This is a genomic window from Pseudobutyrivibrio sp. ACV-2 (genome assembly GCF_900107545.1).
Taxonomy (GTDB): Bacteria; Bacillota; Clostridia; order Lachnospirales; family Lachnospiraceae; genus Pseudobutyrivibrio.
The window spans coordinates 133,636-150,054 of the sequence record NZ_FNQZ01000001.1 but is presented as its reverse complement, the minus strand read 5'-3'; the positions used below and the strand labels follow the sequence as shown (position 1 = coordinate 150,054).

Below are 16,419 nucleotides of genomic sequence, written 5' to 3'. Positions count from 1 at the left end.
TCGCAAGTTTAATGATAACCTTTTTTACATACTCTTTCAATGATGTTATGTTAAAAATTTGTCACAATTTTAAATGTGTAGATTTGTAATATTATTTTTCGTCAACCACTTGAAAAACAAGGAATTTTAGGTAATAGCTTTCATCTGCTGCCCAAAGGATTGGATGATCTGGCGCCTGTGTTCTAAACTCTACCTGGCGAAGCCTTTTATGAGCAGCTGTAGCCGCCTGTCCAATGATTTTAACGAATAAATCCTGAGTCATAAAATGCGAGCATGAACATGTAGCAAGGTAGCCTCCATCTTTTACAAGTTTCATGCCTTTCATGTTGATTTCGCGATAGCCTTTCATGGCATTTTTAGTAGCCTCTCTAGATTTTGTGAAAGCAGGTGGATCAAGAATTACAACGTCAAACTTCTCTCCTGCTTCAGCAAGCTTTGGCAGTTCATCAAGTACATTTGCCTGGCGGAATTTCACTGTGGAATCAAGGCCGTTTAACTTCGCATTTGCGGTAGCCTGAGAGACTGCAAATTCTGATATATCAAGGCCTGTAACTTCTGATGCTCCGCCAAGTCCTGCATTAAGTGCAAAGGTTCCCATATGTGTAAAACAATCAAGAACTCTCTTACCCCTGCAAAGTCGTTGGATAGAAAGTCGATTGTATTTTTGATCAAGGAAAAAGCCTGTCTTTTGACCGTTCACCACATCCACCATATAGTGAACACCGTTTTCAATGATTTCTACATTGGTGTTAAACTCTTCACCTATAAATCCCTTATATGGAGCAAGCCCCTCCTTTTTTCTGACAGGTGCATCACTTCTTTCGTATACTCCACGAATGCTATAGCCGTCCTCCTTCATAATTTCTTTAAGCATATCTACAATCTTTAGCTTAAATTTATCTATACCAAGTGCTAATGATTCTACGACTAAAACATCATCATATTTATCAATAACAAGTCCTGGTAAGAAATCAGCCTCGCCAAAAATTACTCTGCAGCAATTAAGGTCATCAGGAAGTAATACGTATTTACGATATTCCCATGCATTTTTCACACGCATTCTAATAAAATCATCATCAATAATCTGATCTTTTTTTCTTGTCATCATGCGAACTCTGATTTTAGAATTAGTATTTATGAAGCCACGCCCCATCATATAGCCGTCAAAATCGTGAACAATAACAATATCCCCATTTTCAAAAGAGCCAACGACACTGTCTATTTCATTGTCAAAAATCCAAGCCCCACCAGCTTTAATTGTTCTTCCTTCTCCCTTTTTTAAGGTTACTATTGCTTCACTCATATTTATCTCCTTTAAAACAAATCCTTTAAATCTAAAAGTGTATCTACTCTCTTGTAGAGAACTCTAGATAATTCTTCATCTGGTTCTGTTAAATCTGGCACCATCACTACATTGCAGCCTGCTTTATATGCACTCATGCAACCATTTGGTGAGTCCTCAACAGCAATTGTATCTTTTGGGTCCACATTAAGTGTATTGCAGGCATATGCATAAATATCTGGAGCTGGTTTTCCAAACTCAACCATATCAGCACAAACTATGGCGTCAAAATATTCGTAGAGGCCGATTTTTTTAGTGTACCTGGTTGCTCTTTCTCTATCGTTTGCTGTTACAAGGGCTACAAAAATACCATTTTCTCTGAGCCATGAAAGTATTTCCTTGGCACCTGGTTTTAAAGGTATCCCAGTTTCCTTTATTACATCCTCGACTAACTTTTTTCTATAGTCTCTTACTGCCCAATAATCAAAATCCTCACCGTACCATTCCTTGAATTTTTGAACAGCATATGGCCTTCCTAGAGAGCGCAAAATAAGAGGCTTTTCCTCAGACATTTCATAGCCGAAATGCTCTAGCGACTTTGGCCAAGCTGTTTGATAAATTTTTTCTGTGTCTGTTAGTGTGCCATCCATATCAAAAAGGACAGCTTTAAATTTGTTTTCCATATTTTTCCTCATTTAAAAAATAGCAGCCATCTGTAATTGATAACTGCTAATATTATACATTATATTTTAAATTGTAACCTCAACATTATTGGCCTCATTTTCAGCCTCAAGTTTGAATTCCTCGATTTGACTTTGAGAAAGCTCTGGCAATTCTTCGATGGATTTAACACCAAAAGTACGAAGAAACTCTTCTGTGGTACCAAAAAGCATAGGACGACCTGGCGCATCAAGACGGCCTAGCTCCGCACAGAGACCAAATTCTACAAGTTTAGAAACAGCAAAGTCACTGGAAACGCCTCTGATTTTTTCGATTTCAGATTTGGTGATAGGCTGTTTGTAGGCAATTATAGAAAGCGTCTCAAGAAGAACATCTGTGAGAACATATTTCTTTGGTTGTTTTGCAATGCGAATAAGGTATTCATAGATATCAGGACTGGTGCACATTTGATATGCACCATTGATTTCTGTGATAGTGATACCACGATTTTGTTTTTTGTAGGTAGCCTTGAGGGATTCGATAGCCTCAACCACCTGTTTATCTTCTACTTCGAGGGCCTTTGCAATTTTAGAAGGCTCAACTGTGCCTCCCATAGCAAATAAAATCCCCTCTACAATACTTTCCATTTCTTTTAATTTCATTTATATCACCTGATTAACAAGGAATATGCAATTTAGGCAGCGATCTTAGATTCGATAAAAATATCCTTGAAAGTATCCTCCTGTGTAATGTTGATCTGACCAGCTTTCATCATTTCAAGTATGCAAAGGAATGTAACGATAACCTCTGTCTTTGAATGGGCAGTCTCAAGAAGAGTTCTGAAGCTAAATGTATTGTGAGCTTTTGCAAAAGCGATAGTCCATTCCATTTTCTGCTCAAGGGAAACCTCTTCCTTTTTGATTTTGCCGAAGGTAGAGCGGATTGGGTCCCTTCTGTTATCCTGACGCTTGATAACCTGTTGGAAGATATCATTAAGCTTTGATAATGTGATATCACCCATAAGCTCGTCAATATCTACAGGTGCCTCATATTTAAGAACTTCCTCTGGAATAGTAGGTTCTTTGTAAAATACAAGACTTGCATCCATCTGACGATCCCTAAGCTGATACGAAATGGTTTTGTACATCTTGTATTCAAGAAGCTGTTGAACAAGCTCTGCACGAGGATCTTCAGTTTCTTCCTCCTCGTCTTCCTTTTCTTCTCTAGGAAGAAGCATGCGGCTTTTGATATCTAACAGAGTTGTGGCCATAAGCAAGAATTCAGACATAACATCCAAATCACTATTATCCATCGCTCTAACGTATTCCATATATTGGTCAGTGATTTCAACGATAGGAATATCGTAAATATCAACCTTATTTTTATCTATTAAATGTAATAATAAATCTAGAGGCCCTTCAAAAACCTGTAGTTTTACATTCATTTCCATAAGTTTCTCCCTGGCTTTTGGATTAACCAAACATTAAACTATCATCTGATTATTTAGACATAAAAATAATCTCATGCCTAGACATGAGATTATTATAAAAGACTATATTGTGTAAGTCAAGGAGACTCACCACTACATTTAGTAGTCTGACAATTTACATTGATTCTAATGTTTTGCGAATCTCTACGATGAAATCCCTTGAATTTAATACTGTTGGATTCTCGATAGATGTAATAAGTGCCAAATCCTTGGTCATTTTTCCATCTTCGATTGTCTTAATACAAGCCTGCTCAAGCTTATCTGCAAATGCAGAAAGCTCAGGAATATTATCAAGCTCTCCGCGCTTTCTTAATGCACCTGTCCATGCAAAGATAGTAGCTACTGAATTAGTAGAAGTCTCTTCCCCATTAAGATGCTTGTAATAGTGACGCTGAACTGTTCCGTGAGCAGCTTCGTATTCATAGTAACCTGCAGGACTAACAAGAACAGAAGTCATCATAGCAAGTGAACCAAATGCTGATGAAATCATATCACTCATTACATCACCATCATAATTCTTACATGCCCAGATAAATCCACCCTCAGATTTCATTACACGGGCTACTGCATCATCGATAAGTGTATAGAAATATTCAATGCCGGCTTTATCAAATGCTTCCTTGTACTGTGCTTCAAAGATCTCCTGGAATACATCCTTGAAAGTATGATCGTATTTCTTAGAGATTGTATCCTTGGTCGCAAACCATAAATCCTGCTTTGTATCTAAGGCATATTTAAAGCAGCTGTGCGCAAAGCTTTCGATTGAATCATTAAGATTGTGCTGTCCTTGAACCACTCCAGGACCATTAAATGTATGAACAAGGGCTCTCTCTTCTGTACCATCTTCGGCTGTGTATACAAGCTCAACCTTTCCAGCCTTTGGAATTACCATTTCTGTGTTTTTGTACACATCACCATAAGCATGACGAGCGATGGTGATAGGCTTCTTCCAAGACTTTACGTTTGGCTCGATTCCTTTGACAACAATAGGTGCTCTAAATACTGTACCATCAAGGATTGCACGAATTGTGCCATTTGGACTCTTCCACATTTCCTTAAGGTTGTATTCTGTCATACGAGCTGCGTTAGGAGTGATTGTGGCACACTTTACAGCAACACCATATTTCTTGGTAGCTTCAGCTGAATCTACTGTAACCTTATCATCTGTCTCATTTCTGTGCTCAAGACCAAGGTCATAGTACTCAGTCTTTAAATCAATAAATGGAAGCAGGAGTTCGTCCTTTATCATCTGCCATAGGATACGAGTCATCTCGTCTCCGTCCATTTCTACCAAAGGGGTTGTCATTTGAATCTTGCTCATACGTTATCTCCTTTTTTAGTCCGCTAAATGCCTCCTAGTTCTCCGTGCTCCCGCAGGCCACCTTCCACACTCTCGCTGCGGTGCAGTAGCTCCTCACTAGGTGCGGAGCCTAATGTAAGCTTCGCTTACTAGCGCGATATTTTCCCAAGGAAAAATATCACACGTTTCCTGCTCGCGCTTGCGAAAACTATGTGGCATTTAGCTCATCTAAACATCTAATAGTTATAAATAATACTACTTAACAACAAGATTTACGATCTTGTTTGGTACGTAGATTTCTTTAACGAGATTTTTACCCTCGATTGCTGAAGCTACGCTTGAATCGGCTTTTGCGATTGAAAGGGCTTCGTCTTTTTCGCAGCCGTTAGGGATTTTGATTGTAGCTTTAAGCTTGCCGTTTACCTGAACAGCGATTTCGATTGTAGACTCAACAATCTTGTTAGGGTCGAACTCTGGCCAAGCTGAAAGGGATACGTAGCCTTCACCACCAAGCTCTGAGTACATTTCCTCACAAAGATGTGGAGCAAATGGAGTTAAAATCTTAACAAGTAAGATAAGATTATCCTTTGTAATATGTCCTTCAGAAACGATATCGTTAAGAAGTCCCATCATAGCTGCGATAGCTGTGTTGTACTTCATTGCCTCAATATCTTCTGTAACCTTTTTAATTGTTTTGTGAATTCCTGTCTCAATAGACTCGCTGTTAGCCTCATCAGAAACGATATCTGTAAGACCTGCAAATCTCTCAAGGAATCTCTTACATCCACGCACTGAAGCATCTGACCATGGAGCAGCTGCGCCATAATCACCCATGAATAATACGTATGTACGAAGTGTATCAGCACCATATGCATCTACAATATCAAGTGGATCAATAACGTTTCCACGAGACTTAGACATCTTCTGTCCGTCTTCGCCAAGAATCATACCCTGAGCACTTCTCTTTAAATATGGCTCTGGAGTGTTTACCACACCAAGGTCATAAAGGAAATGATGCCAGAAACGAGAGTAAATTAAGTGACGTGTTACGTGCTCCATACCACCGTTATACCAGTCAACTGGCATCCAGTAGTTGAGCTTGTCCATAGCAGCAAATTCATTATCATTGTGTGGATCGATGTAACGAAGGAAGTACCATGATGAACCAGCCCACTGTGGCATAGTATCTGTCTCACGCTTTGCATCGCCACCGCACTTAGGACACTTGCAATTTACAAAGCTTTCTACTCTTGCAAGAGGTGACTCTCCATCTGTACCTGGCTCAAATTTATCCATTACTGGAAGCTTAAGTGGAAGCTCCTCAAATGGGACTGCCACATCACCGCATGTAGGACAGTGAACAATTGGAATAGGCTCGCCCCAGTAACGCTGTCTGTTAAATGCCCAGTCCTTCATCTTGAACTGAACACCAGCCTTACCACAACCAAGCTTCTCTAATTCCTGAATCATTCTATCGATTGAGTCCTTTTTATTGTTAAGACCATTAAGGAACTCAGAGTTAATCATGTTGCCTTCGCCTGTGTAAGCTTCTTTAGTAACATCACCACCCTCGATAACAGGGATGATATCGATGCCAAACTTTGTAGCAAAATCCCAGTCACGCTGATCGTGTGCAGGAACGGCCATGATTGCACCTGTACCATAGCCCATCATTACGTAATCTGAAATAAATACTGGAATCTTTTTACCTGTAATTGGGTTGATTGCATCAAATCCTTCTACGCGAACACCAGTCTTATCCTTTGAAACAAGCTGTGTACGCTCAAACTCAGACTTCTTCTGGCACTCTGCTCTGTAAGCTAAAATAGCGTCCATGTTAGAAATCTTGTCTGCATATTTATCAATATATGGATGCTCTGGAGCAATAACCATAAATGTAACGCCGCAAAGTGTATCTGGACGAGTTGTGTAGATCTCAAGCTTGTCCTCGATACCATCAAGTGTGAAGTTTACGAAAGCACCCTTTGACTTTCCAATCCAGTTAACCTGCTGCTGCTTGATATTCTCTGGGAAATCAAGTCCTTCAAGTCCCTGAAGAAGCTTGTCAGCGTATTCTGTAATACGAAGATACCAAACATCCTTTTCCTTCTGGATAACGTCTGTATCGCAGATATCACACTTGCCCCCCTGTGAATCCTCGTTTGAAAGTACTACCTTACAATGTGGACAGTAATTTACAAGAGTCTTATCTCTGAAAACAAGTCCCTTCTCAAACATCTTAAGGAAAATCCACTGCGTCCACTTGTAGTAGTCCTCCTGAGTGGTGTCGATAGTACGACTGTAATCAAATGAGAAACCTACACTCTTAAGCTGAGTAGTAAATTTCTTGATATTGTCGTCTGTGATTTTTCTAGGATGAGTGTTTGTCTTTACAGCGTAGTTTTCTGTAGGAAGACCAAATGCATCAAAACCGATAGGGAATAATACATTATAGCCCTGCATTCTACGCTTTCTTGAAACTACCTCTACAGAAGAATAAGCCTTGATATGTCCAACGTGCATACCTGCACCAGATGGATATGGAAATTCTACAAGACCATAGAATTTAGGCTTATCAGAACCATCAACAGCCTTGAAAATTTCATCTTTTTCCCAGGCTGCCTGCCATTTTTTCTCAATTGCTTTGAAATTATGTTTCATATATTTCACCTCGAACTTTACTTAACTAAACAGAAATTATAATAAAAGCTGAAAACTTTTGCAATGTTTAAGCAACCATAATATTGAATAATTAATCATAAATTGCCACATAAATAGGCAGGACTCCCCATCAAACAGGAATCCTGCCTATAATAATTACCTATTAAATTTATTCTTCGTCAACATCCTTAAGCTTGTTTGCTCTTCGCTCTACTTCCTTTGCCTGAACATCTGAAGGAACCTGCTCATATCGAGCTAATTCATAAGAGAATGTACCATAGCCACCTGTCATTGAACGAAGTGTTGTGTCATAGCCATAAAGTTCTGCCATAGGAACTTCAGCCATAACCTCTGTCTTGCCGCCTACATCTGTAGGATTCATACCAAGCACACGACCACGTCTCTTGTTAAGGTCACCCATTACATCACCTGTGTATGCATCTGGAACTACAACCTTAAGAGTCTCGATAGGCTCAAGAAGGATTGGATTTGCCTTCATGATACCGTCCTTGAAAGCGCCCTTTGCAGCAACCTTAAATGCCATTTCAGATGAATCAACCGGGTGATAGCTTCCATCATAAAGATTAGCATGAATTCCAACAACAGGATATGCTGCAAGTGGTCCTGCAAGAACAGCTTCCTGTAAGCCCTTTTCAACTGCTGGGAAGTAATTCTTTGGAACTGCACCGCCGACTACAGATTCAGTAAAGTTGTAGTGCTCTTCCATATTTCCAGAAGGCTCAAAGGTCATCTTTACATGACCATACTGACCGTGTCCACCGGTCTGCTTTTTATACTTGTACTCAACATCTGACTTGCCCTTGATTGTCTCCTTGAAAGCAATCTTTGGCTGACTCAATTCAATATCAACCTTGTATTTTTCAACAAGCTTCTGTACAAGCATATCAATATGACGATCGCCAATACCATAGATAAGTGACTGGCTGTTTTCACCATCATTTACAACCTTGATTGTAAGGTCCTCAGCACAAAGCTTTGCTAGAGCCTGAGCAATTTTATCTTCATCACCCTTATTTTTTGCCTTATATCTCTTGTAGGTATATGGCACTGAAAGTGGTGTTCTGATATAAAGGATTGGATTTGCCTTTGTAGAAAGCGAATCTGTTGTAGCCACCTTCTGAAGCTTTGACAATGCACCAATATCTCCAGCATGAAGCTCTGGAACCTCTTCTGCTTTACTTCCTGTCAAAATGTAAAGCTTACCAATCTTCTCCTCTGTTTCTTTATGCTTGTTATATAAAGCATCATCTGTTTTAAGAACGCCAGAATTAACCTTGATTAGTGAATATTTACCAACAAATGGGTCCACAATTGTCTTGAATACGTAAGCACTCTTTGGCTTTGCAAAGTCATAGTTCGCTTCGTAAACCTCATTCGTATTTGCGTTAATTCCTGAAACCTTGCAGTCAGCAGGACTTGGAAGATATTTAACAATATCTACAAGCATTGTGTACTGGCCTCTGTTGGTGAGGTTTGAGCCCATCATAACAGGAACAATATCACCAGTAGCCACATTTACACGAAGTGCCTGTCTGATTTCATCCTCTGAGAATTCTTCACCACCGAAATAGCGATCCATAAACTCTTCTGAAGTCTCAGCTACTGACTCCATAAGTGCTTCACGATAATTCTCTAAATATTCCTGATTGTATTCTGGAACATCACTATGCTCAACAGTGCCATCTGCCTTCCAGCGTTTACCCATCTGCTGAATTACATTTACATAGCCAACAAACTCTCCATTTTCTCTGATTGGAAGATGGAAAGGAGCAATCTTCTTTCCGTATAAACTCTGAAGCTCTTCAACGATTTCTCTATAGCTGGCATCATCTATATCCATGTCAGTTACAAATACCATTCTTGGAAGATTGAACTTGTCGCACAACTCCCATGCTCTCTTTGTACCAACTTCAATTCCGCTTTTACCTGAAATTACAATAATAGCCGCATCAGCTGCACTGACAGCCTCCTCAGCCTCTCCTATAAAATCGAAATAGCCTGGTGTGTCTAGGAAATTAATCTTAGTATCGCCCCATACGATTGGAACTAAAGAAGTGTAAATAGAAAATTTGTTTTTTGTCTCCAGTTTGTCGTAGTCACTAATGGTATTACCAGCCTCAATAGTGCCTGGCTTGCTGATCTGACCAGCTAGAAAAGCCATTGATTCGATGAGACTGGTTTTGCCCGCCCCGCTGTGTCCAAGCAACACGACATTTCTAATTTTGTCCGTAGTAAATACCTTCATGTGTCTTACCTCCCGTATTTTTCGACGCCTTATCCCCGCCGCGCCGTGATGTTATATAATTTAATTATATTTTACCCAATATTCAGACTATTTACAACGGATAAATATGATATTATATAAATATATTTACGCTTTAAAGTATTAAAGAGTAAACCACATTTAGGAGACTATTGTATGAAGACTAAAACTATCGGATTTGTAGGACTTGGACTTATCGGGGGAAGTATCGCAAAGGCGATATTAAAGATATATCCTAACACAAGAATCTTGGCTACCGCATCAAGAGAATCTACTATTGAGACAGCTTTTGAAGAACGACTTATAGACAATAACGGCCTGCTTAAGATTCATCAATTCGGCCAATGTGACATTATATTTTTATGTAGTCCTGTTGGCGTTAATTGCGAGTATTTGAGAAAACTGAAGGATGTGGTGAAGCCTGATTGTATCATTACTGATGTAGGCTCTGTTAAAGGTGACATTACAGCAGTGGCAAGAGATCTTGGACTTTCTAATCAATTTATTGGCGGACATCCAATGACAGGATCTGAGCTTACAGGATTAGAGCACTCTTCTGCATCACTATTAGAAAATGCTTACTATATTCTCACAGCTGATTCAACTGTAAATGAGAAAACTTTCGATGAATTTGCTTCATACATTGGAAGCCTTGGAGCTATCCCAATCAAGCTCACACCTGAAGAACATGATGAAGCTACCGCTGCTGTATCCCATCTTCCTCATGTTGTTGCTGCCGCCCTTGTAAATTTGGTTCAGGACACTGATGATGAACGTGCTACCAGAAAAACAATTGCAGCAGGCGGTTTTAAAGACATCACACGTATTGCATCTGGCTCACCAACCATGTGGCAACACATTTTTTTGAGCAATAAGGATGCAGTGTTAAAGCTCATAGACAGTTATATGGATGAACTTACTAAATTCAGGGATTCAATTGCAGCAGCAGATGGTGAAGAAATAATAAAGCTTTGGGCAAAAGCAAAGGATTATAGGGATTCTCTTACTATTCCTGGAAATGCTCTACTTCGCTTTTTCGAATTATATTGTGATATTGATGATAAGCCAGGTACATTGGTTGGTGTATTACAGCTTTTAGCAAATGCTGAACTCAGTGTAAAAAATATCGACATTATTCATAACAGAGAATTTGAGCCAGGTGTTCTTAGAATAGAATTCTACTCAGAGGATTCTATGCAAAAGGCTCAGACAATCCTAACACACAACAACTACTACGTAAGACAAAGAACAAATTAAAAGGAAATACATATGGCAATTACAAAGGTAAAAAGCTTAAAGGGTGAAATAAATATTCCAGGTGATAAATCAATCAGTCACCGTGGTGTAATGTTTGGTTCTATTTCAGATGGAATTACAGAATTAACAGGATTTTTAGATGGTGCAGACTGTCGCTCCACTATTGGCTGTTTCAGGGCAATGGGGATCGATATTTCACAGAAAAATGATCATGTCATAATACATGGAAAGGGACTACATGGACTTACTGCTCCAACTCAGATGCTTGATGTAGGAAACAGTGGAACAACAACAAGACTCATCAGCGGAATTTTAGCAGGACAAAGCTTCATAAGCTCCTTAAATGGAGATGATTCTATACAAAAACGCCCTATGAAAAGAATAATTACCCCTCTAACCATGATGAGTGCAAATATTCGCTCAATACGAGATAACGGCTGTGCTCCACTTGAGATAGGAGGTGCACCATTAAAACCGATTCATTATGATTCTCCTGTTGCCTCAGCTCAGGTAAAATCCTGCATACTTTTAGCTGGATTATATGCAGATGGGATCACTTCAGTCAGTGAACCTGTTGTTTCAAGAAATCATACAGAGCTTATGCTTTCCGGCTTTGGCGCAGACATTAAATCAGAGGGTCTTACCGCTTCCATTGTGGGTGGTCCAAAATTGGTAGGACAAAAAATTGAAGTGCCTGGTGACATTTCATCTGCGGCATATTTTATAGCAGCGGGTCTTATCTGTCCTAATGCAGATATTCTGATTAAAAACGTAAATACGAATCCTACCAGAGCAGGCATCATCAAGATTGCTCAGGATATGGGCGGCAATATCGAGCTTTTAAATGAAAGAATTGTAAGCGGAGAACCTGTTGCTGACATCCATATTACTACAAGTGAGCTTCACGGTTGTACCGTCTCTGGTGATATCATTCCTACATTGATCGATGAAATTCCTGTAATAGCTGTAATGGCAGCTTGTGCCAAGGGTCAGACTGTTATCAAAGACGCTGCTGAACTTAAGGTAAAAGAAAGCGATAGAATTGCTACAGTTACAGAAAATCTTAAGAATATGGGCTGTGACATAGAAGCTACTGATGATGGAATGATTATTAATGGTGGAAATCCTTTAAATGGAAATATCGTAAATACGTATTTAGACCACCGTATTGCCATGTCATTTGCAATAGCAGGACTTGTAGCCGATGGAGAAACGACCTTTGACAATGAAGCTTGTTGCTCTATTTCTTACCCTACATTCTTTGAAACCTTGAATCAAATAATTAACAAATAAAAAGAGATGGCCTAGTGCCATCTCTCTATTGATCCTTCAAGCCAACCATCATCAGTATCCAATTCATCATCATCGGCATGCTTCTGACGTTCGATGTAATCCTCTTCTATTCGCACCAGCCTGGTCATCTGATACCTAAACGATTTAGAAACATGACAGCCTAAAAGTTCGCTGCCATCACCTCTATACACTGTACGTACCAGTCTGGCTTTAATCTTGCTTTCATCTGAGAAAACCACTTCGATAGGAAGCTTAGGAATTATTGTTACATTTTTATCAACTATAATTCCAATTCCAGCAATTGAAACATCTGCTGTCTGAGCCCTGTAGCTATTGGCCCCCTGTCTGATTGTAACAGGCTTATTCACAGAATATCTTTTAAATCTCCTACGCTCTGTTTCATCACCATAATCACGCTTACAGACAACCATCTGTTCCTTGGTCCCGTTTGGCGCATTGAAGGTAACAACTTTGATATTCTTCCAACAATACGCCTTACGATCAGCAGAACAAAGTAAGGTAATTCTATTATGATTGAATGCCCAATTAAGCCTTACGATTTTGCCTTTAAACCTGACACGAATACTTTCACAGCCGACGTATGAATATTTTTTCATGTTCAGTCTACCGGCAGGAATAACTACAGGCTTTGGTATAATAGGCACCTCGACCTTTTTATTACCTTTGGAAATCTTTATATATGGTTTGTTTTCAGATGTTATCTCGGATATTCTCATATAACTCCCCAACTTTTTATAAGTTATATAAGTACTTACTACTAACTACATTATACTTTACCAGGGTTATTTAGTAAATAATGTAAGATTTCTAAAGTCTACAACACCACCTAGGTTCTTTGTTCCATAAGAAAAAATACCTATTCGATATCCTACAAATACATCAAGAGTATATATCATTTTAAGAGGTTCACCAAACATATGATATTCATTTCCATCAACTGAATAATAAAAATAAGCCGTGTCATCATTTTCAAAATCGAACTCTATTTTCATCCAGAAATGACTACATTTAAATCCTGGTACGTCAGAAACATTTAGTTTTATTTCATCCTCATCTTTTCTTGTAGATACAATATAGTATTCAGAATTAGATTTTTTGAGCCCTATAGTGCCATATATTCCCATGAAAGCGGCAAGACCTGCATAATCGCCACCCTTCATTCCTGAAAAATCTCCTTCTATCGTAAATACGGATTTAGGAGATATAGTTCTTTCTGTAAGTGTATTTCTAGCAGTCAACAGATTATCAGAAAGCTGAGCGTTTCTTAATCTAAGATATCCTGGTCTGTCAGTAAATGACCATGCTTCATTTATAGGATTATGGTTCCACTGAAACTGTAGCGGAAGAATATTATCATCATGATTAAGCGAATCACTGATGGCTATATCTGCTGTAGGATTTTCAGTTCCATCTATTTCAAAATCAACAGGTGCGTTTCCATCGATTCCGATTACTGGCCAGTTATCTTTCCATGTGACAGGCAATAAATATGGAATGCGGCCAACTGCACCATGATCCTGAAATAACATACTGTACCAATTGCCATCAAAATTTTCGATAAGGACACCCTGAGCAATTCCACAATTGTTATATCCCATATCATCATCAAAGATTATTTGTCTTTCAAATGGACCTTCTAAACTACTGCTTCTATAACAGATTTCTCGCCTTCTGCCATTTCCTACATTTGCCTCAGGCCACTCTATAAAGCATAGGTAAATAAATCCATCCTTCACATATGCTCTACAACCTTCACAGCGAAGCATGATTCCATCCTTATCAGTAGAAAATAAAGTGCGATTTGTGCCTTCTTCAATAGCGCTTAAATCCTCTGTAAGCTGAACGATTTTAATGTCACCATTTCCATATACAAGATATGACTTATCCTGCCAGAATAAGAAACTCATGTCATGAAAAATGCCAGGAATTTCATATCTATTCCAATATGATTTTTCTATATCATCAGAATAGTAAATATAAGTCTTTTTCATATCATTGCATACAAAGCATGCATAAAACATACCGTTATGCTTACATAGAGATGTGGCCCATTGGCCTGCACCATATGCATTTTTTCCATTTTTTAGTTCATATATATCGTTATCTGCAATCTTATCGAAAATATATGCCACTATCTCCCAATTCTTTAAATCCTTTGACCTAAGTATTGGTGCTCCAGGTGTAAAAAACATGGTTGTAGTAACAAGATAGTAAAACTCCCCTTCCCTTATAATATCGATATCTGGAAGATCTGATTTAATAAGTGGATTACAAATTTTCATGCTATTCTTCTCCTTTTCCCTAACGGTTGACTATCACCTTCCGTTCCCCCTGGGTAATTTTTTATTAATTTAAGTATAAAAAAATCACACCCCATTTGAGGTGCGATTTTTTACATTTTCAAGATACATTTATTTCTTATTCATGCAGCAGTGCTTGTACTTCTTACCGCTACCACATGGACATGGATCATTACGTCCAACCTTCTTTTCAGAACGAACTATAGTATGCATGTTCTTTGCTTCCTTTGTAAGAGCCTTGAGCTTGTCAGCATCAAAGATTTTCTCCCACTGTGGAAGACCATAGAGCCAATCTGCCTTGGCATCAATCATGTTCTTGTAAAGCTTTTCCTTGTCGAATTTAAGAGATACTACTGTATCCTCTTCCATTGTGTCGATTGGGTTTGCTTCAACAAGTGAATCGTTGATTCCATCAAGAAAACCAACCATTGGCATAACCTCGATCTTATATTTCTCAGCAAGTTCCTTTACTGTACCCTTAACTTCTGTATCTGGATCATCAAGAAGCTGCTCGTAAATACCCTTCTCTAAAAGGAAATAATTCTGCCAGAATCTCTGTAAATCAGCCTGAGATTGATTCTGATTGTAGGCAATTTTTTGCCACTGTTCTAATAAAGTCATTTTATAAATTCCTCTCCAACAAAATATCGATTTTAGTGGAAAACCACTGTATTTATCTTATCATAAATGCCTACCGGAAGGTAGTTATTTTTTCAGACAGGTTCTCCCCAAAGGGTCCCCACTATCTGCTAATCATATATCACTCTTGTGAAAGCAAGAGGGGTACGGTAAGTATAGTTTGAAATCTTGATACCATCACGTTTATTAGAGGCGTGAACTATCTGGCCTCCTCCGATATAGATAGCAACATGGTTGATAGTCTTTCCTTTACCGTAGAAAATCAAATCACCTGGCTTAAGCTCTGATGCTGTAATTCTAGTTCCTTCATTTACCTGAGCTCTTGAAGAATGGCTAAGAGATATGCCAAACTGTTTCATAACCTGCATGGTAAAGCCTGAACAATCAACACCGTTTGTAAGGGATGTACCCCCCCAAACATAGCGATTACCAACATATTGAAGGGCAAAATCTGCTACTGCCATACGAACATCTGAAACACCAACACCATAGCGTGCCTCAGTAAGAGTCATTGCAGTCTTAAGTGATAAATCTATATCTACATACTCTGCTGAAACATATCCGTCTTCACCTTCAAAGTCTACTTTAATCCAATCAGCGCCCTCAGTGTAGTCAAGTACAGCTACTTCTTCACCTTCGCCAAGTGTATCTATGATTTCACAGTCTGTGCTTGCTTCTGAACGTATTCTTAAACCACCTGTTTTAGAGGTTGCAACATATTGAGCTAACTCAGCAGCCTTGTTCCAGGCATCCTCTCCTGTAAGAAGATACTCAGTGAGAACATAACCTGTAACTTCACCAGACTGAATGTAGCTCCACTCACCTTCAGTGCCAAGTATTTCAGCTCCAGCACCAGCTGGAAGCTTACCTACTAATTTTGCATCTGAAGCTGCACTCTCACGAATGTTGAGATTACCGCTTGAAACATTACAGATACCAAGATTTTTGTAGCCATAAATATCGCCAAGAGACTTTGCTGTAGCAATAGCCTCAGAATCTGTAACAGATATTTCTTCAAGTGATGACAAATCTACTGAAGCTACTGAAACAGCACCTGCTGTAAGGCTAGCAGTTGATTTTGCATCTGAATCTGTATTATTTAAACCAGTTGATGAACTAGCTGTATAATCAAGTAAAAGCGCCATAGCGCATGCCAACGAAAACGCTGAAACTACTCGTTTCTTCATAAAACCTCCACGAAAAAAATACATAATAAAATGCAGCTACGGAAAG

General features: G+C 38.9%; 13 protein-coding genes. 2 read left to right on the top strand and 11 right to left on the bottom strand.

The window, feature by feature from the left end:
* Nucleotides 1-91 precede the first annotated feature (91 nt).
* The 7 genes from BLV53_RS00690 to BLV53_RS00660 form a co-directional block, all read right to left on the bottom strand.
* A complete protein-coding gene (locus tag BLV53_RS00690; protein WP_090295702.1) occupies nucleotides 92-1,303 on the bottom strand; it encodes a class I SAM-dependent rRNA methyltransferase in 1,212 nt (403 codons plus the stop codon).
* Nucleotides 1,304-1,314: 11 nt separating this feature from the next.
* Nucleotides 1,315-1,965 carry an HAD family hydrolase gene (locus tag BLV53_RS00685; protein WP_090295700.1) on the bottom strand — a complete coding sequence of 217 codons (651 nt, stop codon included), beginning with the start codon at nucleotides 1,963-1,965 and terminating at the stop codon, nucleotides 1,315-1,317.
* A gap of 66 nt (nucleotides 1,966-2,031) precedes the next feature.
* The gene (gene scpB, locus BLV53_RS00680) at nucleotides 2,032-2,604 is read right to left on the bottom strand and encodes an SMC-Scp complex subunit ScpB (RefSeq protein ID WP_090295697.1); all 573 of its coding nucleotides are present in this window, start codon (nucleotides 2,602-2,604) and stop codon (nucleotides 2,032-2,034) included.
* A gap of 32 nt (nucleotides 2,605-2,636) precedes the next feature.
* Nucleotides 2,637-3,392, bottom strand: a complete 756-nt coding sequence (locus tag BLV53_RS00675) for a segregation and condensation protein A (protein ID WP_090295695.1) — start codon at nucleotides 3,390-3,392, stop codon at nucleotides 2,637-2,639.
* 154 nt (nucleotides 3,393-3,546) lie between these two features.
* The gene (locus tag BLV53_RS00670; protein ID WP_090295692.1) at nucleotides 3,547-4,752 is read right to left on the bottom strand and encodes an NADP-dependent isocitrate dehydrogenase; all 1,206 of its coding nucleotides are present in this window, start codon (nucleotides 4,750-4,752) and stop codon (nucleotides 3,547-3,549) included.
* A 234-nt stretch (nucleotides 4,753-4,986) separates the two neighbouring features.
* Complete coding sequence (gene leuS, locus BLV53_RS00665) at nucleotides 4,987-7,392, bottom strand: leucine--tRNA ligase (RefSeq protein WP_090295690.1); 2,406 nt, start codon at nucleotides 7,390-7,392, stop codon at nucleotides 4,987-4,989.
* A gap of 169 nt (nucleotides 7,393-7,561) precedes the next feature.
* Nucleotides 7,562-9,658, bottom strand: a complete 2,097-nt coding sequence (locus tag BLV53_RS00660) for an elongation factor G (protein ID WP_090295687.1) — start codon at nucleotides 9,656-9,658, stop codon at nucleotides 7,562-7,564.
* Nucleotides 9,659-9,832: 174 nt separating this feature from the next.
* On the opposite strand from BLV53_RS00660, the gene BLV53_RS00655 reads away from it, so the two are divergent.
* Together BLV53_RS00655 and aroA are read left to right on the top strand one after the other, a co-directional pair.
* Nucleotides 9,833-10,933, top strand: a complete 1,101-nt coding sequence (locus BLV53_RS00655; RefSeq protein ID WP_090295684.1) for a prephenate dehydrogenase — start codon at nucleotides 9,833-9,835, stop codon at nucleotides 10,931-10,933.
* 12 nt (nucleotides 10,934-10,945) lie between these two features.
* Complete coding sequence (gene aroA / locus BLV53_RS00650; RefSeq protein WP_090295682.1) at nucleotides 10,946-12,226, top strand: 3-phosphoshikimate 1-carboxyvinyltransferase; 1,281 nt, start codon at nucleotides 10,946-10,948, stop codon at nucleotides 12,224-12,226.
* An 11-nt stretch (nucleotides 12,227-12,237) separates the two neighbouring features.
* Here the strand turns inward: aroA and BLV53_RS00645 are convergent, their stop codons facing one another.
* The 4 genes from BLV53_RS00645 to BLV53_RS00630 all read right to left on the bottom strand — a co-directional run bounded on the left by BLV53_RS00645 (nucleotide 12,238) and on the right by BLV53_RS00630 (nucleotide 16,373).
* Complete coding sequence (locus tag BLV53_RS00645) at nucleotides 12,238-12,963, bottom strand: PilZ domain-containing protein (protein ID WP_090295678.1); 726 nt, start codon at nucleotides 12,961-12,963, stop codon at nucleotides 12,238-12,240.
* Nucleotides 12,964-13,029: 66 nt separating this feature from the next.
* Nucleotides 13,030-14,529, bottom strand: a complete 1,500-nt coding sequence (locus BLV53_RS00640; RefSeq protein ID WP_090295675.1) for a glycoside hydrolase family 43 protein — start codon at nucleotides 14,527-14,529, stop codon at nucleotides 13,030-13,032.
* Between the two features lie 129 nt (nucleotides 14,530-14,658).
* Nucleotides 14,659-15,168, bottom strand: coding sequence for an SEC-C metal-binding domain-containing protein (locus tag BLV53_RS00635; protein WP_090295671.1), 510 nt, complete (start codon nucleotides 15,166-15,168; stop codon nucleotides 14,659-14,661).
* 128 nt (nucleotides 15,169-15,296) lie between these two features.
* Nucleotides 15,297-16,373 (bottom strand): C40 family peptidase, encoded by a 1,077-nt coding sequence (locus BLV53_RS00630; protein WP_090295668.1) that lies wholly within the window; start codon nucleotides 16,371-16,373, stop codon nucleotides 15,297-15,299.
* Nucleotides 16,374-16,419: the final 46 nt, after the last annotated feature.